At 67.5% G+C, this 17,870-nt stretch carries 16 protein-coding genes and 1 pseudogene; 14 read left to right on the top strand and 3 right to left on the bottom strand.

Annotated elements, in window-relative coordinates; all coding sequences use genetic code 11:
- Nucleotide 1 precedes the first annotated feature (1 nt).
- Nucleotides 2–196: a hypothetical protein gene (locus KQY30_RS36135; protein WP_254406899.1), complete on the top strand. Its 195-nt coding sequence runs from the start codon at nt 2–4 to the stop codon at nt 194–196.
- A 63-nt stretch (nt 197–259) separates the two neighbouring features.
- On the opposite strand, the gene KQY30_RS02480 is transcribed toward KQY30_RS36135, so the two are convergent.
- Both KQY30_RS02480 and KQY30_RS02475 read right to left on the bottom strand, forming a co-directional pair.
- Entirely contained in the window at nt 260–817 is a 558-nt protein-coding gene (locus KQY30_RS02480; protein WP_217305346.1) for a hypothetical protein, read from the bottom strand.
- Nucleotides 818–954: 137 nt separating this feature from the next.
- Nucleotides 955–1,974 carry an LLM class flavin-dependent oxidoreductase gene (locus tag KQY30_RS02475; RefSeq protein ID WP_217305345.1) on the bottom strand — a complete coding sequence of 340 codons (1,020 nt, stop codon included), beginning with the start codon at nt 1,972–1,974 and terminating at the stop codon, nt 955–957.
- A gap of 323 nt (nt 1,975–2,297) precedes the next feature.
- On the opposite strand from KQY30_RS02475, the gene KQY30_RS02470 reads away from it, so the two are divergent.
- The 3 genes from KQY30_RS02470 to KQY30_RS02460 all read left to right on the top strand — a co-directional run bounded on the left by KQY30_RS02470 (nt 2,298) and on the right by KQY30_RS02460 (nt 6,361).
- Complete coding sequence (locus KQY30_RS02470) at nt 2,298–3,230, top strand: NAD(P)-dependent oxidoreductase (RefSeq protein WP_217305344.1); 933 nt, start codon at nt 2,298–2,300, stop codon at nt 3,228–3,230.
- Nucleotides 3,231–3,447: 217 nt separating this feature from the next.
- On the top strand, nt 3,448–5,076 hold the full coding sequence (locus KQY30_RS02465) for an NAD(P)/FAD-dependent oxidoreductase (RefSeq protein ID WP_254406898.1): 1,629 nt from the start codon (nt 3,448–3,450) through the stop codon (nt 5,074–5,076).
- A gap of 76 nt (nt 5,077–5,152) precedes the next feature.
- Complete coding sequence (locus KQY30_RS02460) at nt 5,153–6,361, top strand: acyl-CoA dehydrogenase family protein (protein WP_254406897.1); 1,209 nt, start codon at nt 5,153–5,155, stop codon at nt 6,359–6,361.
- Nucleotides 6,362–6,450: 89 nt separating this feature from the next.
- On the opposite strand, the gene KQY30_RS02455 is transcribed toward KQY30_RS02460, so the two are convergent.
- Nucleotides 6,451–7,455: a GlxA family transcriptional regulator gene (locus KQY30_RS02455; protein WP_217305342.1), complete on the bottom strand. Its 1,005-nt coding sequence runs from the start codon at nt 7,453–7,455 to the stop codon at nt 6,451–6,453.
- Between the two features lie 158 nt (nt 7,456–7,613).
- On the opposite strand from KQY30_RS02455, the gene KQY30_RS02450 reads away from it, so the two are divergent.
- The 10 genes and pseudogenes from KQY30_RS02450 to KQY30_RS36130 form a co-directional block, all read left to right on the top strand.
- Nucleotides 7,614–9,110, top strand: coding sequence for an MFS transporter (locus KQY30_RS02450; RefSeq protein ID WP_217305341.1), 1,497 nt, complete (start codon nt 7,614–7,616; stop codon nt 9,108–9,110).
- Nucleotides 9,111–9,256: 146 nt separating this feature from the next.
- Nucleotides 9,257–9,838 (top strand): maleylpyruvate isomerase N-terminal domain-containing protein, encoded by a 582-nt coding sequence (locus tag KQY30_RS02445; protein WP_217305340.1) that lies wholly within the window; start codon nt 9,257–9,259, stop codon nt 9,836–9,838.
- A gap of 233 nt (nt 9,839–10,071) precedes the next feature.
- Complete coding sequence (locus KQY30_RS02440; protein ID WP_254406896.1) at nt 10,072–11,298, top strand: cytochrome P450; 1,227 nt, start codon at nt 10,072–10,074, stop codon at nt 11,296–11,298.
- 33 nt (nt 11,299–11,331) lie between these two features.
- Entirely contained in the window at nt 11,332–11,571 is a 240-nt protein-coding gene (locus KQY30_RS02435; protein WP_217305338.1) for a ferredoxin, read from the top strand.
- 530 nt (nt 11,572–12,101) lie between these two features.
- Nucleotides 12,102–14,348 (top strand): BTAD domain-containing putative transcriptional regulator, encoded by a 2,247-nt coding sequence (locus KQY30_RS02430; RefSeq protein WP_254406895.1) that lies wholly within the window; start codon nt 12,102–12,104, stop codon nt 14,346–14,348.
- Nucleotides 14,349–14,411: 63 nt separating this feature from the next.
- Nucleotides 14,412–14,921: a hypothetical protein gene (locus KQY30_RS02425; RefSeq protein WP_254406894.1), complete on the top strand. Its 510-nt coding sequence runs from the start codon at nt 14,412–14,414 to the stop codon at nt 14,919–14,921.
- A 284-nt stretch (nt 14,922–15,205) separates the two neighbouring features.
- Nucleotides 15,206–15,841: an SMI1/KNR4 family protein gene (locus KQY30_RS02420; protein ID WP_217305336.1), complete on the top strand. Its 636-nt coding sequence runs from the start codon at nt 15,206–15,208 to the stop codon at nt 15,839–15,841.
- A gap of 89 nt (nt 15,842–15,930) precedes the next feature.
- Nucleotides 15,931–16,488, top strand: a complete 558-nt coding sequence (locus tag KQY30_RS02415) for a hypothetical protein (protein ID WP_254406893.1) — start codon at nt 15,931–15,933, stop codon at nt 16,486–16,488.
- Nucleotides 16,489–16,719: 231 nt separating this feature from the next.
- Nucleotides 16,720–17,304 carry a short chain dehydrogenase gene (locus KQY30_RS02410; RefSeq protein ID WP_217305335.1) on the top strand — a complete coding sequence of 195 codons (585 nt, stop codon included), beginning with the start codon at nt 16,720–16,722 and terminating at the stop codon, nt 17,302–17,304.
- An 88-nt stretch (nt 17,305–17,392) separates the two neighbouring features.
- Nucleotides 17,393–17,564: pseudogene (locus KQY30_RS36130) on the top strand (IS5/IS1182 family transposase); the annotation flags it as partial.
- Between the last annotated feature and the right edge of the window lie 306 nt (nt 17,565–17,870).

Genomic DNA, 17,870 nt, shown 5'->3' with positions numbered 1-17,870 from the left:
AATGGAAGATCAGCAGGCAGGCGACCAGCAGGGACAGCAGAACGAGTACGCGTCCCCGCGTGCGACCGCCGACGCCACTGGCACCGTCGGTACCGCTTCCATCGCCGGCACCGCTCTCGCCGCCGGCACCGCTCTCAGCATCGGCAGCGCTCGCACCGTTTCCACGGTTTCGGCCGCTTCCCCGGCCGAGCCATGACCGGCTGGACCTCGCGCCCCGCGTCCCCCGTACCGCAGTCTCCGTTTGCCGCATCGTCTGCCGCTACGCCTCGCCGTCGTCGAATCTGGCATCCAGAACCGCGTCGAGCTCCTTCGTCCACTGCTTGAGCTGCTCCCTGGACGAGCCTTCGATATCGTGCTGGAACCAGCGCTGCGGGGACGTGTAGACCGTGATGCCGAAACGCCGCCCGAAGCGCGGGACGTCGGTCTCGACTGCCTTGACCTCCTCCCAGGCGAACTGGGCCTCCTCGCCGTCCAGCCGGAAGGTGATACCGGCGTGGTCGGCGACGATGGTGCCGCGCCGGTCGGAGATCTCGAAGACGGGGCCGTCGTCGCTCTCCTCGACAGGCTCTTCGGCTCTGTCGTCGGCTGCGCCTTCGCCCGGGACGTTCGGGGCGTCCGGAGCGGCGGCGGCCTCGGCCCCGGAGTCGGCAGCGGCGGCCTCCGGAGCGTCCGGTGGCGTGTCGGCCACCTGCTCCGGTGCCGCCCCGTCCTCCTCGTCCGCCCCAGCGGGGCGAGGGGGCACGAGCCCGGGGATGAAGGCCGGATCGGTCCCGGCCGGGTGCGTCGGCAGAATGATGGGGTCAGTGTGTTGCTCCACGGGGAGCAGTATGGCCGACATCTCTGTGTCCACAACCGCCGGGCACAGCAGGTGAATCCATCGATGGCCCGGGCGGCACGGTTCCGTCCGCTGCTCGGGTTACGAAGAGAACTCCCGCGGACGCGGCGGCAACCCGGTCAGACCCCCACCCGCCATCCGAGCGCCGGGCCGAGCCGGGTCGCCATGTCGGTGAGGATCTGGACATAGTCGTCATGCTCGAACGTGAACGGCAGCGCGAACGCGACTTCGTCGATCTCCCTGAACGCGGCCTGCGTGTAGAGCCGTTCGGCGATCTCCTCGGAGGTGCCGACGAGATCGGGCGCGAACATCATGCGCGCCGGTCCCTGCGGGGCGGCGGTACGGGGCGTCCGCTTCCGCGCGTACTCCTCGTACTTCGCGCGCTGCTCCGGCGTGGCCGAGTCGGTGGGGATGACGACGAGTCCCTGGGAGACCCGGGCGCGCTCGCCGTCGGGGTGGTGGGCGCGGAAGGCGCGTATGTGCGAGAGCTGGATCTCGGCGAAATCCTCGGATTCCTCGGCCCTGACGACGCTGCTGGTCAGGAAGTTCATCCCGTGCTCACCGGCCCATCGCGCCGATCGCAGGCTCGCGCCGCCGTACCACATCCGGCCGCCCAGCCCCGGGGAATGCGGCTGGACACGGTCGGAGAACACCTCGAAGCCCTCGGTGCCGCGGAAATCGGTGGCCGGTTCGCCGCGTACGAAATCCAGCAGCCGCCGCACCCGCTCGTAACTGAAGTCCTCGGCCTCGGCGGTGTCCGGGTAGAGCGCGTGTCCGACCCGGTCGTAGTGCATCGGCGGACCGACACTGACCCCCGGGTTGAGGCGGCCCCCGGACAGCACGTCGACGGTGGCCAGGTCCTCGGCGAGGCGCAGTGGATTCTCCCAGCCCAGGGGGATGACCGCGGTGCCCAGTTCGATACGGCTGGTACGTTGCGAGGCCGCGGCCAGCACCGCGACCGGTGAGGCGATGCCGTACTGGAGATGGCGGTGCCGCATCCACGCGCTGTCGAAGCCCAGCCGCTCGCCCAGCTCGATGATCTCCAGCGTGGACTCGTGGCCCCGGCGCGGATCGGCCTCGTCGAACAGCCCGATGGTCAGAAAGCCCAGCTTCCGCAACGGTTCCGAGGGCAGCGGCACAGGGTTCCTCCGTGGTCCGCGGCATGCTCCACCGCACACCGGCACTGCCCCGATTGTGTCAGGCGCACCTCGTACGGACCGGCCGGGGGCCCGTGCCCGTACCGGGCCCCTGACCGGTATCAGGGGCGCTAATCAGCCACTAATCACCAAATCCAGTAACCGGAGAGCGGGTTATTAGCGAGAAAAGATGGGGAATTTCCCTGCCGCACCGAATAAGGCAAGCCGATTGTATGACTTTCAGCCGTCCAGTGATGGCGGGAATTTTATGAATCTTGTCGGAGATCCCCCTTTCCGCGTCTGTGAGCGGCGGAGAGCATCAACCCATGGATAACGACCACGGAACGGCCCAGAAGCCCCACGAAGAGGGCCGAGCGGCCACGACCCGGCCCGCGGTGGCGGTGATCGGCCTGGGACTGATGGGGCAGGCACTCGCCCAGGTGCTTCTCAAGCAGGGGTACCCCACAACGGTCTGGAACCGGTCCCCGGAAAAGGCCGACGCGCTCGCGTCCCAAGGAGCGGTACGGGCCGGAACCGCGGCCGAGGCGGTCGCGGCGGCGCCGCTCGTCCTGATCTGTGTGTCGACCTACGAGGTCGTCGACGAACTGCTGGCCCCGCTCACGGACGCGCTCGCCGGGCGCACGGTGGTGAATCTGACCTCCGGCACCCCCGAACAGGCGCGTACGACGGCGCAGTGGGCGGCGCGGCACGGGATCGGCTATCTCGACGGGGCGGTCATGTCCGTGCCGGAGGGGGTCGGCGAGCCCGGCACGATTCTGCTGTACAGCGGGCCGCACGAGATCTTCGAGGCGCACCGGGCCACCCTGGAGGTGCTGGGCGGCGGCACGACGTATCTGAACAGCGACGCCGGTCTCGCCTCGCTGTACGACGTGTCCCTGCTCGGCCTGATGTGGTCGACCATGAGCGGCTACGTCCACGCGGCGGCGCTGGTCGGTACGGAAGGTGTTGACGCCGAGACCTTCACCCGGGTCGGCAATATGTGGCTCGCGACCATCAGCGGTTACCTCACGGCCTACGCCGGCCAGATCGACAGCGGCACCTATCCCGCCGATGCCACGCTGCACACCCAGGCGATGACGATGGACCATGTCATTCACGCCAGTGAGGAACGCGGAATCGACAGCGTGATTCCGCGTGCCATCAAGGCACTCACCGAACGCGGAATCGCGGCGGGCCATGGCGACGACAGCTTTGCCAGCCTGATCGAAGTCGTCAGGAATTCCAAGCCGGTGGAGTGAGCCTGGCGTGAGCATCGGGATCGGGATCTGAATTTCACAAAGAAGCAGGGCCGTGCGGACACCCTCCGCACGGCCCTGCTTCTTTGTGGTGTCTCGTTAGTGAAGGGTGAGTGGCTGGTGAGATATGTCCGGATAGGTTCTTGGTGTGTAGAAAAAGCCCCATCAATTCCAGAATCCCGGCCGGACGGAATTCCTTACGCAAGAGGAGCCAGCGCACATGAGCACGGATCAGGAGAACAGGGGAGCGGCCGGCCAGGAGGGCCCCAGACCGGCCCGGGCCACAGGCCCCCGCCGGGCCACCGGCACCCCTCAGGCCACGGGCGCCCCCCGGGCCTCAGGCGTCCCCCAGGTCACAGGAACCCGCCCGGCCTCAGACACCCTCCTCCAGGCCTCGGGCACCCGCACGGGCAACGGCGCCACCCCGGGCAAGGGCGCGGCCCCGGCCGCCGGCGCCGGAGCCCGCGGCGTGTCGCGCCGTACGGTCGCCAAGTCGGCCACCGCCGCGGCACTGCTCGGCCTGGGAACGGCCCGTACCGCCGCCGCCTCGGAGCGGCCGGCGGCCGCCCGCTACGACGCGATCGTCGTCGGAGCCGGTTTCGCCGGGGTCACCGCGGCCCGTGAACTCACGGCGCGGGGCGCCAGGACGCTGATCCTCGAAGCCAGGAAACGTATCGGCGGCCGCACCTGGACCGACACCTTCGCGGGCGAGCGGGTCGAGATCGGCGGTACCTGGGTCGAGGACACCCAGCCGCACATCGGCCGCGAGATCCGGCGGTACGGCATACCCCTGACCGAGGACATACCACCCGAGCGCACCTTCTTCCCCACCCCCGACGGCCCCAGGGAGTTCGGGGTGGAGGAGGGTTTCGGGCGGATGGGCGCGGTGTACGAGCCCATCTTCGACGGCTCCCGTCAGTACTTCGAGCGCCCTTACGAGCCCCTCCACCGGGCGGATCTGCTGCGCACGGTGGACCGGCTCTCGCTCCGTGACCGGCTCGACCGGATGAGGCTCTCCCGCAGCGACGAACTCCTTGTCGTGGGACAGACATCGGTCTACTCGGGCGGCTCCAGCGACGACGGCGCACTGACCATGCTGGCGCAGCAGTGGGCCCTCGCCGGCTGGAGCAACGAGGGCTGGAACAACACCATGCGCTACCGGCTGGAGAACGGTACGCACCGGCTGCTGACGGCGATGCTGGACGATCAGGCGCCCGCGCTGCTGCTCAACTCGCCGGTCGCCGCTGTCGATCAGCGCGGAGGACGGGTCACCGTCACCACGCGCTCCGGGCGGGCCTTCCGGGCGGACGCCGTGGTGATGGCGATACCTGCGAACATGTGGCGGACCATCGCCTTCACCCCCGGCCTGCCCGAGGCCCATACCACCGCGTCCCGACAGGGCCTCGCCATCACCCGCGCCACCAAACTGTGGATACACGCACGCAGTTCGGCGGGCCGTTTCTACGCCCAGGCCGCGGAGGGATTTCCGCTCTCGCTGCTGATTCCCGACAAGAGGCTCGCCGACGGCAGTCAGTTGTTCATCGGATTCAGCGTCGACCCGGCGTTCGACCCCTCCGACCACGGGGCGGTGCGCCGGGCGGTACGGCTGCTGGGCCCGGACATCGAGGTCATCGACGTACGCGCCCAGGACTGGGGCAACGACCCGTACGCGCGCGGCGGCTGGACATTCCGCAAGCCCGGCCAGCTCACCTCGCTCTATCCGGCCGTCCAGCGGCCCCATGGGCGTATCGCCTTCGCGAGCGGCGATATCGCCGACGGGTGGAGCGGCTATATCGACGGCGCGATCGAATCCGGTCTGCGGGCCGCCGGTCAGATATCGGCGACGTGAGACGCGGTCCGTCGGCAATTCTGCTCACTCACCGCTCATCGAATCATGTCGGAAATGCAGAGGAGAGGATCCGGAAGTGTCCCCCAGCACAGCTTTGAGTACAGCCCCGAGCACAGAAGCAGAGTCCGCTGAGTCCGTCCTTGAAGCGGTACGGGAGATCGTCCCGGCACTGCGCGAGAACGGCCAGGAGTCCGAGGAGCGGCGGTGGATCCTGGACGAGAACATCGAACTCCTGGAGAAGGCCGGTGTGTTCCGCATGGCCGTGCCGAAGCGGTTCGGCGGCCTTGATCTCAGCCTCGCCGAACAGGCGAAGGTGATCTCGGAGATCGCCCGTGGCTGCCCCTCCACCGCCTGGGTCACCATGGTGTGGGTGACCAGTACCTGGACGGCCACCCTCTATCCCGACCGGACCCAGGAGGAGGTGTTCGCCGACGGCTCGGTCCGTATCTCCAGTGCCTTCGCCCCGACCGGAACGCTGGTGCCCGTCGAGGGCGGATACCGTCTCAGCGGCACATGGCGCTACAACTCCGGCTGCCGGGGCGCCGACTGGAATTTCACCGCCGTGATGGTCGAGCGCCCCGACGGCGCGGAGGAAGAGGCCATGGCGCTTCTGCCCATGTCCGAGATGGCGATCACCGACGACTGGCATGTCTCGGCGGGCAGCGCCACGGGCAGCGCGACCACGACCGCCACGGATGTGTTCATACCGGACCACCATGTGGTCGGCTTCGAAGAGGTGATGTTCAGCGCAACCGGCGACCGGTCCAACACCGGTGCCACCGGCCGGAATTACGGGCTGCTCAGCTTTGTGATGGCCGAGTGCGCGGCGGTGTTCACCGGTATCGCCCGGGGCGCGTACGAACTCTTCCTGGAGCGGCTGCCCGGTCGCGGAATCACCTACACGCCCTGGGAGGACCAGAGTCTGCACCCGCTCACACAGCTTCAGGTCGCCACCGCCGCCAACAAGATCACCGCGGCCGAGGCGCTCGCCGAGGTGTGGCTCGAACTGCTCCAGGAGCGCGCCGACGCGGGTGAACAGCCGACGCTTGCGGAGAAGGCGATCGTGCGTGGTCAGACCGCCTTCGCCGCACAGCTCGCCAAAGAGGCGGTGGAGCTTCTCTACACCGCCAGTGGCGGCAGTGTGATTCAGCGCAGTGTGCCGTTCCAGCGGTTCCACCGGGACATCCAGGGCTTCTCGCTGCACGCTCTCGCCCAGGTGAACGTGAACCTGGAACTCCAGGGCCGGGTACTGCTCGGTCTCGACCCGGAGACCTATTTCCTCTGAGCGGGCGCCTGGTGAGGCCCCTGGGCCGGGACACATCCGTAACGCTCGGGATCAGGATCGATGCGTAGCGGTGATTCCCATCAGGGGCCTCAACCCCGCCCGGACTTCACGGTCGTACGGCAGGGAAACGCCCGCCGGTAGTCACTCGGCGACACCCCGATGTGAATGTTGAAGTGCCGCCGCAGATTCGTCGACGTACCCAGTCCGCTGAACTCGCTGATCTTCTCGATGGGCAGATCGGTGGATTCCAGCAGGCTCTGCGCCCGTGACAGCCGCTGATTGAGCAGCCATTGCAGCGGAGTGGTGCCCGTCACCGACTGGAGGCGCCGGAAGAACGTACGGGGACTCATTCCCGCCCGCTTCGCCAAGTCGTCGACGGTCAGGGGCTGATCGAGGTTCTCCGTCGCCCACTGGAGCACCGGGCTGAGACTGTCGTCGTCCGACACGGGCACCGTGAGATCGATGAACTGGCTCTGGCCGCCCGGACGGTGGGCGGGCACCACCATGCGCCGTGCGAGCTGGTTGGCGACATGGGCGCCCAGGTCCTGCCGTACGAGATGCAGACACAGGTCGAGGCCGGCGCTGAGCCCCGCACTGGTGAGCACGTCGCCGTCGTCGACGTACAGCACCGAGTCGTCCACCTCGACCTCGGGGAAGCGCCTCTTGAGGGTGGCGGTGTGCATCCAATGGGCGGTGGCCCGGCGGCCGTTCAGCAGCCCGGCCTCGGCGAGCGCGAACGCTCCGTTGCACAGGGAGACCATCCTGGCCCCGCGCTTCGCCGCCGTGCGCAGCGCGTCGATCAGCTCCTCGGGCAGCGGACTGTTCTCGTCCACGACGGCGTCCGGTACGGACGGGACTATCACCGTGTCCGCGTCGGCGAGGTCCGCCAGGCTGTACGGCGTCGTGAGCGCGAAGCCGAAGCCGCGCCCGGGCGCCTCCGGCTGTGTCGCGCAGAGCCGTACGTCGTACCAGGAGTCGGCCAGGTCCGGCTGAGGAGTGCCGAACACCGAGCAGGCGATGCCCAGTTCGTAGACGTCCCCGACCGGGATGTTGGTGTTGTCGATCACTGCGATGGCAACCGTTCCCACACTCATGGGCCTCATCGTACGGCAGGAATTTTTCGTTGGACGTCAGTCCTGCCACTTTCGGCCGTGGTCGCGCGATGGAAGCGTTGAGGGCGCTTGATCGGATCCCGATCGGATACGCGCGGCGGGCGTTCGGCCCGTACCGCTCAACGGAGGAGAAACAACTGATGGACCGTGGACAGGTCGGCAACAGCCCACCGCCGGGCGGCGGGGCGGGGCCGGACCCTCGCAGGTGGAAGGCACTGGCGCTGTTGTGCGCGGCCTACTTCATGGTGATCGTCGACTCCCAGATCGTGATCCTGGCGCTGCCGGAGATCGAGTCGGATCTCGGCTTCTCGGCCGGCGGTGTCCAATGGGTCCTCAGTGCCTATCTCCTGAGCTTCGGCGGACTGCTGCTGTTCGGCGGCCGTACCGCCGATCTGCTGGGCGGCCGGCGGATGTTCATGGTCGGAACGGTGCTCTTCCTCGTCTCGTCCGTGGTGTGCGGTCTCGCCTGGACCAGTGAGGTGCTGGTGGTGACCCGCGTCATCCAGGGCATCGCCGCCGCGATCATGGCCCCGACGGCCATGGCCGTCCTCATGACCACCTTCGGCGAGGGCTCGGAACGCAACCGGGCCCTGGGCATCTGGACGGGCATCGGCGCGTTCGGCGCGACCGCGGCCCTGCTCATCGGCGGCCCGATCACCGAGGGCCTCGGCTGGGAGTGGATCTTCTTCATCAACATTCCCATCGCCCTGGTGGTGCTGGTGCTCGGCCCGCGGCTGCTGCGCGAGACGCCCATCAGTGAGGGGAAGCGCTCCTTCGACCCGGCCGGCGCCATCACCATCACCGCGGCGATCGCCCTGCTGATCTACGCGGTGGTGGAGGCCCCCGAGGTCGGCTGGGGCGACGGACAGACGATCGGTCTGATCGTCGCGGCGGCCGTACTGGTCGTGGTCTTCGCGCTGATCGAGAAGCGCGCCGCGAGCCCGCTGGTGCCGCTGCGCATCTTCCGCTCACCCACCATGGTCGGCGGCAATCTGATGATGCTTCTGGTCGCGATGGCCACCTACGGCGGGGCGCTGATCACCTCGCTGTACGCGCAGCAGGTCCTCGCGTACACCGCGGTGTTCTTCGGTCTGAGCACGGCCATCTACTCCGCGATGTCCATCGTCGGATCCAACATCAGCGGTCCGGTGGCCACCCGGTTCGGATTCAAGCCGGTGGCCGTGGTCGGTACGGTCCTGCTCGGCATCGGCACCCTGCTCCTGGCCCAGGTGTCGGCGGACGGTGACTACTTCGGTGATCTCTTCTGGGGTCTGCTGGTCTTCGGCTCGGGTATCGGTACGACGGTCGTGGCGTCGTCCATCGCCGCGCTGAGCGGTGTACGGGCCAATGAGTCCGGCCTGGCGTCGGGCATCAACAACTCCGTCTTCCAGATCGGGGCCGCGCTCGGTATCGCGGTCTGCTCCAGCGTGGCCATGGCGTACACCTCCGGGCCGACCGAGCGCGTGGCCCTGACCGAGGGGTTCCAGGCGGCCTTCTTCGCCACCGCCGCGATGGCCGGAATCGGACTGGTCGTCGCGCTGGTTCTCTTGCTGATCCGGCAGTCCAAGCCGGGGCAGAGTACGGAAACCGGCCAAGTCGGTGCGGAACAGCCCACAGCGGTGGCAAGTCGGGATTGACTCCGGTGGCAGTGTGTACGGTGTGTGCCGCTACGCGCTGTACCTGACGGTGTGTCGGCCCACGAAGTGCCTCTGCGGTCCTGGACCGCTCGGCCACCGCTCAGTCATCCTGAACCACCCTTCACGCACCGAGCAGAAAGACAGCTATGACCACCTTATGGCCCGAACTCGTCACCACGGCCGCCGCCGAGACCACCGCCGTCCTCGACAAGGGCGCCGGCCTGGACTGGCGGCGCCCGGCCGGCGACCTCGACTGGCAGTGCCGGGCGACCCTCGACCACATCGCGCTCGGTGTGGTGGGGTACGCCGGCCTGCTGATCGCCCAGCCGACCGACCGCTACATCACACTGTTCGCCTCGATCGACCAGGCCGCGCCGATCGCCCACTGCCTGGAGGCGATCCGGATCTCCGGCTCGATCCTGGCGTCGGCGGTCCGTGAGGCGTCACCCGAGGTCCGGAGCTGGCACCCGTACGGTCACTCCGACGGCCCCGGCTTCGCCGCCATGGGCGTACTGGAAATGACCGTGCACGCCAGGGACATCGCCCTCGGCCTCGGATTCGACTGGAGCCCGTCGGACGAGATGTCGGCGCCTGTGGTCGAGCGCCTGTTCCCGGATGCGCCGGCCGGTTTCCGTCCGGCCGAAACCCTTCTCTGGTGTACGGGGCGCACGGAGCTGCCCGGACTTTCGCGCCGGCGTAATTGGCAATGGAACGGCGCGGTGCGCTGACCGCTTGCTCCGTTGCCCGGGGGTACGGGCGAGTTCCCGTACCCCCGTCGAATGTGCGCCGATTAGCGCCCCATTACTGGCGGGAGGGCAGTCGGCATTAGGCTTCCGAAGATCTCCGCGGAATCTCGCGAGATTCCGAAGATCTCTGCGAATCTCTGCGAGGTCCCTGCGATTCGAAGTTCTGTGCGAGGTCGCATCCGACCTGAATGGCCAGGCTAATTATGGAGGTAGAAATGACCACTTCAGGAAACCCTCCGACGCTTTTCGATCGCGACTACTACCAGGATCCGTATCCGGCCTTCTCCTGGCTCCGGGACAACGCGCCGGTGCATGAATTCACCTTCCCTGCCGGTGCGGTGACGATGTGGATCATCACGCGCTTTGACGATGTGCACGCCCTGCTGGGCGACCAGCGCTTCAGCAATGACGCGGCGGCCTGGGCGAGCCAGGAATTCAAGGACGCCGGACTCGTCTACGCACAGGGCACGCCGGTCGAACGCATCCTCACGGTCCTCGATCCGCCGGACCACACCCGCGTGCGCCGGCTCGCCATGAGCGCCTTCACCCCGCGGCGCACCGCCCAGTGGGAGGAGCCCACCTCACGCATAGTGGCGTCCGCGCTGGACCGGCTGGAGAAGCGCGACAGGCCGGATGTGATGGAGTTCGCGAGCACCGTGCCCGCCGAGGTCATGGGCGAGATCATGGGGATCCCGCTCGACCGCTTCAAGGAGATGCTGCACGCCATCGAGCGGGCGTTCAACACGGATCCCGAGGGCCAGGACGACGTCACGCGCGCCTTCGAGGAGATCGGGGCGTACGGCAGGGAGCTGGTCGCCGAGAAGCGGCGGCGGCCCGGCACCGATCTCACCTCCAGCCTCATCCAGGCCAGGGACGGCGACGACCGCCTCAACGAGGAAGAGCTGGTCGCCATGGTCGCCCTCATGATCATGGTGGGTCTGGACACCACCAGGAATCTGATCGGCTCGGCCGCCCTCGCACTGCTCGACAACCCGGACCAGCGCGAACTGCTGCGTACCAGGCCCGAGTTGGCCGCCTCGGCGGTGGAGGAGTTCCTGCGGTACGAAGGGGCTCTGACCATCGGGCTCTTCCGCTTCGCCAAGGAGGACGTGGAGATCGGCGGGGTGAAACTGCCGGCGGGAGCCCCCGTGGTGGCCGCGCTGCAGTCGGCCAACCGCGACCCCCGGCGCTTCGAGAACCCGGATCACCTGGACATCACGCGCGACGGTCCCCGTCACCTCGGTCTCGGCCATGGACTGCACAACTGCCTCGGCGCGGCCCTGGCCCGGCTCGAATCGGCGATCGCCGTCCCTGCCCTCTTCGACCGGTTCCCGGGACTGCGGCTCGCGGTTCCGCGCTCGGAACTCCGCTACAACGAGACCTGGTTGCTGCGCAGTCTCACCAGCCTTCCGGTCGATCTCCACGGCGATGGGCGGAGCTGACGGCGGAAGACGACCGGGAGGAGGTGAGAGCGAGTGAGGACGACTCTCCGTGTCGACCGCCGGGAGTGCGCCGGCTCAGGACTGTGCGCGGCCGTCGCGCCGGAGCTGTTTCGGATGACGGACGGCGGATTTCCTTCCGTACTGAAGTCCGAACTGTCCGACGCGGACGAGATGGCGGAGGCGGAAGGTGTCATCGCGTGCTGCCCCACCGAGGCGATCAGCTTCGTGGACACGGACACGGATACCTATACAGATAACGGGCATGGATGCTGATACGGATGCGGAAAACGGAGGCCGGTGATTCGGATACCGAAAGCCATGAGGTAACCGGAATCCAATAGAACCTCCGATGGTTTACTGCGTGTTGTGCCGACGACTGGCACAGCACGCAGTTTTTCGCGTGACCAGGGCCGGTCCTGTGCTAATGTGATGCAAATCTCCGGATCGGGCTGGTTTTGATACTGTCTCGAACAGTAGGCTGACCCCTGAGCCGAAGGCCCGGGGTGCTTCGGGGGTTTGGCAAGACTTCAAGAATTTTCTCATTCGGTGGTGCGAGATTCTTGTGAGCGGGGGGAACCGTGCAATTTCGAATGCTTGGCCCACTTGAAGTCGTGGTAGAAGACAGGCCTGTGGCGCTCGGCGGAATGAGGCAGCGGGCGACACTCGGACTGCTGCTCCTTCAACCCAACCGTGTTGTGGCCACAAGCCAGTTACTGGACGCGTTATGGCCGGTGGACGAGGCTCCGGTTTCGGCCCGGCAGATACTGCAGAACGCCGTTTCCGGCCTGCGGAGCGTACTGTCCATGGCCGGCGGCGCCGGCGGCACGGCGGCCGGGGGAGCCGCGGCGGGCGGTGCGTCGGCGGGCGGTGCCTCGGCCGGAGGTGACGATTCCTCGCCCAGACTGCTGACGCAGGCACCCGGTTATGTCCTGCGTACCGACTCGTCTCAGATCGACCTGTTCCAGTTCTACGCCCGGTTGGAGGCCGGCCGGGCGGAGCTGGCCGCCGGTTCGCCCCAGGTGGCCGCGCGGACCCTGCGCAGCGCCCTCGACCTGTGGCGCGGAGCCCTGCTGGCCGATCTGGTCGAGGCCGGAGTCACCTGGCCGGAACTGACCTCCGCGAAAGGCGTCCGGATGGATGCCATGGAGGACTACTTCGAAGCGGAACTGGCGTCCGGACGCCACCATGCGATCATCTGCGACCTGGAGGCCATGGTCGAGAACGAGGTGCTCCGCGAGCGGTCCTGTGCCCAGTTGATGCTCGCGCTGTACCGCTCGGGGAGGCAGGCCGACGCGCTGAGCGTGTATGTACGTGTCCGCTCGGCACTGGTGGAGGAGCTGGGGCTGGAGCCCAGCCGGGCACTGCAGGACCTTCAGCAGCGCATCCTCACCCATGACCCCTCGCTGGCGACCCCCGGTGTCGCGCTGCCCGGCGAGGCGTGGCGGACCTGGAGCCCCGCGGGGGAGCGGGGTGCCGAGCGGATGCGGAGCCACGCGGCCGAACGGAATGCCGAGCAGAGCGGCGACCGGCCCGGCGCGGCTGAACGTACGGACCGGTCCGGCCCGGACGTACGTACACCGGCGCCACGGCCCATGGCCGACCTGCCGGAACACCAGCCCGCCGTCGCGCCGGTCCGTCCCGTTGCCCCGGTGCTTCCCGTCGCGCCGATTCTTCCGTTCAACTCGCCCAAGGATTCGAGGACTTCCGGGCCGTCGGGGGAGTCCGGCCCGCAGTCGCAGAGCAGCGGTGGCGGCGCGGAACGCAAGCAGGTCAGTGTGGTGCTGATCTGCACACGCTTCAGCCCGGGCGTCATCAGCGAGGCCGGCAGAGGCGTGGACGAACTCCTCGTCGATGCCTTCAACCGGGTCAAGGCGGAGATCGAACTCTTCGGCGGCAATGTCGCCGCGTCCATCGGGCCGGTGACGATGGCGCTGTTCGGGGCCCGCGGCACCGCCTGGGACGACGCGGAACGGGCGGTGCGCGCCGCGCTCTCCATACGGGACTCCTTCGCGAGGTCCGCCGACGACCCGGCCGCGCCCGGCCCGGACACCCGCGTGGCGATCGCGACCGGAGAGGCCCTGGTCCTCACCCGGCCCGGCGCCGACGGCCTCACCATCTCGGTCACCGGTACGTTGCTGGAGGAGTGCCAGGTGCTGCTGGAGCGGGTTCCGGAGCGGCAGGTCCTGGTCAGCGACAGTACGCGCGACGCCGCGTGCGGATTGTTCGTCTACGACCGTGCCGAGGGGGCGGCCGGGGGCTGGCGGGTCGAGGACATCGGATCGCCGCCGGCCGTGTCCGACCGGGAATGCGAACTGGGGCTGCTCCAGAGTGTGTTCCGGCGGACACATAGCCGCCGTACCCCTCAACTGGTCACGGTGCTGGGCGAGGAGGGAAGCGGCAAGACGCGTTTCGTCACCGAGTTCGCGAACCGAATCTCGGCCCAGATGGGCCGGACGCGCTGCCTGGTCGCCTCCGCCCGCTCCGTCGAGCGCGGCAGTGTGACGGCGATCCAGGCCGAGATGCTCTCGGAGTACTGCGGAATCCTGCCGGACGACTCGGCCGACATGGTACGGCGCGGTGTCACCGATGCCGTTGACTCCCTGCCCTTCGCGCGCGAACGCGTGGACCGGATGCGGTCACGGCTGATCTCGCTGCTGGCCCGTGGCGCTGTCGGTGACGGTGCCGATGAATCGTCGCGGAGCTGGATCGAGTTCATGGAGGGGGTAGCGCACATCCAGCCCCTGGTGCTCGTGTTCGAGAACCTGCACGACGCCGAGGACCCCATCCTCGACCTGGTGGAGGGGCTCAGCGAGTCCGTCGGATCCGTACCGCTCCTGGTCATGGCCACAGCCTGCCCCGACCTGCTCCGACGCCGCCCGGACTGGGGAGGCGGCCAGCGCCATGTCACAGCGGTCAGCCTCGACCGCGTGCGCGGCGGAGTCCCCGACTGGCCGAACACGTACCTGCTCCCGGTCACGGACACCACCCACCGCCCCCGCCAACCGGGCCGAGGGGGCCCCTTCATCACGACGGCCACGGCACTGGGCTGACGGAACGGGGTGCCCAGGGACCCCTTCGCGGACACCGGGCCCCGTCTCGGGAATCATGGGCGGGTGACGTCGACCGAAGCAGCAGCAAGTGACCTTCAGGACCATGCTGCCCTCTGGAGCATGGGAGAAGTACGGGCAAGCGACGTCGTCAGGGCAGCCTGTGATGCGCTCGTCGCTGGGCTCGACAGCCCCGGGCTCCGAATCCTGGCAGCTTGCACACGTACTGAAGCGGTCTACGACGTGCACGAAGTGCTCCCCGGGGCTCTTGAAGAGCTTGGCCTGACCTTCTATCCAGTCGGCAGTGATGCCGGCAAGGAAGCCGCCGTTCGCGCGCTCGCACGCCGCGTACTTGTCGGCGAGCTGTCACGTCGGGAGTTCACCTTTCGGATTCATCAGCATCACGGACACGATCTCGCACTCACGGAACGGCTGGCCGAACTCGACGACGAGTACGACACCCTCGAATACGGCGACAGGACAGAGGCACAGATCGACGCGGAGGTCACGGCAGAAGCACGCCACCTCGCAGCCCACCCTCAGGTTTCCACCGAACCCACGGACAATCTCGGCTGATGCGCGTCCTTCACCGTGGCCACCGGCACTCCGTGCTCGCCGACGGGTCTGGGGACAGCGCCCGGCATCACGCCGAGGCGCGGCCCCTGCCCCGGCCTCATCCGCGGGGTGGACGGATCACGCCTCCGGGGACGTCAACATGGGAGCGCCGTTATGTCGATCACTCCTGGCCGTCCGTATACCAGAGCCCGGGGAGCGAGTAAGCCGAAGCGGAAGAGCGGCGGCGGCAATCTCCGTCCGGTGGTACGACGACGGGATCTGTAAACTGCCCCAGGAGGGTTGGCATGGTGGAGAATTCCCCGTATCTGAACGCGGTGTTCGCGGTGTTGGGCGAGCCGGCCAATCCCGCGGGTTCTGCTGATTCCTGGGGGGACCTGGAACGGCAATTGGGGTTCGAGCTGCCGGAGGACTACAAGGTCATCATTGATGGTTATGCGCCGGTGCGGCTCAATGAGCATCTCTACCTCAACCATCCGTCGAACGATGTGTGGAACCTTGCCCGATGGATTCGGAAGACGACTCGGGCGTGGTCCGAAGTCAACTGGGAGGGCGACGAGCTGGAAGGGGATCCCCGTGCTGTCCTGGGAGTTGATGAGATCAGGTTCGGAGTCAAGGAGGGGCTGACTCCGATTCTTGTGAGTGACCGGGGTGAGACGGTCTTCTTGGCGCACAGTGCCAGGGGTACGGACAGTATGATCTTTGTGGAGGCAGGCGACGGGGAATTTTACGACTACCCTGTTTCCTTTGCCGAGTGGCTTTACCGTTACCTGGCGGGTGAGGATATGGCGGGCCCGAACAGTTCCGCTTTCTATCCGGGGCCGGTCAAATTCGCGAGGTTGCCCATGTCGCCGACCGGCCAGGAGGTCGTGTGGTTCGGGCCTGATCGGGGGCCCGAGGGAAGGCGAAGATCGCCGTCGTAGGTATGAGGGTGCCGGTTCGGTGGCTCCGGTACGGACCTTCGGAATCTCGTACCGCTGTCTGCTTCGGCAGGTCATCGAGAAATTAACTGGTGACAGACGTGGATGAAAAATTTGAAGGCCTGCTCGGGGAGCGTGAAAGGTTCCGGCCGGCTGCGTCCGCGGCCTGGCGGGACATCGAGGAGTGGTTGGGTCTGGCACTTCCAGCCGACTATAAAAAGTTGGTGGACGGTTACGGCGATGCGATTCTCCTCGGTCATCTCTTCGTTCCGCATCCCGAAGGAGCTGATCCGCTCCTCACATTCATGCGGGAGGAGCGCAGGGATTACTACGCGGCTTTCGAGGCTGTGCGCGGTACGTCGGATGTTCCGGACAATGTGTGGGGTCATGCAATCCCATGGGCCTATCACGACTGGAACGGTGATCTGTGTCTTCTCTTCCCGCCGTTGAGTGATCAGGGCTTGTCCGTGCCGTCCTTGGACGAGGAATGGATGGTCGCGGTGGCATATCGGCAGTGCCCTGAGATTCAACTGTTCCCCGGAGGCGTGACGGCTTTTCTGGAACGGATTCTCGGGGAAGGCCGGCTGCCACGGGGGTGGCCGTCCGGACGCGAGGCATGGCAGTCCGTGGAAGCAACCCGGCTCATCTGAACTTCAGGCGCGCGACTCGGTGCCAACCACGACGACATGACTGAGAGGCTGATAAGAGCGGTAGAGCGTCTCGTACTTGGCGCGGGCAGCGTGATTTTCGTGGAGGCAGGTGACGGGGAATTTTGCGACCACCTCGTCGACAGCCGAGGCAGCACTTCAGGTACGCCGGCCTGCCGGCGCGAAACCGCGTCCTGTCCGAAGCGCAACCGTGTTGGTGACAGGATCTGTGGTGTGAAGATACTTGTCGTAGGTGTGACAGGAACGATCGGGAGCGCTGTCGCCGACGCGCTGGGCGTGCGGCATCAGGTGATCGGCGCTTCGCGGCATGGTCCGGTACACGTGGATCTTGAGCATCCGGCTTCTATGGACGCGCTGTTCGGAGCGGTGGGGGGCCTGGACGCTGTTGTGTGCTGTGCCGCGAGCGGGCCCCTGGTGGATCTGGACGGGGCGACGGACGAGGAGATGGCCGCCGGGGTACGGGGCAAGCTGCTTGGTCAAGTGGCCCTGGCTCAGCGGGCGTTCAGGCATGTCCGGGACGGCGGCTCGGTCACACTGACCGGAGGTACCTTCGCCGCGCCGCTGCCGGGCGGTTCGCTGGGGGCGCTGATCAACACCGGTCTGGAGGGTTTCGTCACCAACGCGGCGAGCGAGGTTCCGCGTGGTTTGCGTGTCAATCTGGTGAGCCCCGGCTGGATCAAGGAGACCCTGCGGAGCATGGGAACCGACGACAGCGGCGGCACGCCCGTCTCGGAGGTGGCCGAGGTCTATGTACGCGCGGTCGAAGGGACCGCGCAGGGGCGGATCTTCCGGCCGTGACCTCCGTAACCGCTAACGCCCACCCTCGTTGCGTGGCCACAAGCACCGAACATCCCCGGATGAACCGGGTAGATCTGCCGCATTAGGCGCCGACCAGGCATTCGGCCGGCCCCAAGGCGAACTGAGCCACCTTGGTCCGCCTCGCGGCGGACGGGCGTGGACTCAGCTCGGCCATCGTCGTCACGCCGGGCAACGCCAACGACTCCACCGCGTTCGACACGGTGCTGGACGCGGTGCGGCTGCCTCGCCCGTCCGGCGGGTGGCTGTCGGCCTTCGACGCTGGGCGGTACGAGGCCCGCAACGTCGTCAACGCTGCTTCGGCAGGTTCAAGCAGGGCCTCAAGTAGTGAGGCCGCCCACACGGGCAGCGCGCCGCTCTGTGCCGCCTTGTGGTGCCGCTCGGACAGGCGGGAGCCGGATGTGCGCTGATCTGCCGGAGACGGCTGGTCGCCGTTCAGCGCTGCCATTCATAGGCGTCCGGGGACGTCTCGACGACGTCGCTGACCACCGGCACTCCGTGCTCGTCGGCCCGTCTGGGGACAGAGCCCGGCACTCCGCCGGGCCGCT

Origin of the sequence: Streptomyces sp. GMY02 (assembly GCF_019056675.1) — a bacterium.
Classification (GTDB): domain Bacteria; phylum Actinomycetota; class Actinomycetes; order Streptomycetales; family Streptomycetaceae; genus Streptomyces; species Streptomyces odonnellii.
The sequence above is the reverse complement of the archived record's forward strand: the minus strand, read 5'-3'. Positions and strand labels throughout refer to the sequence as shown.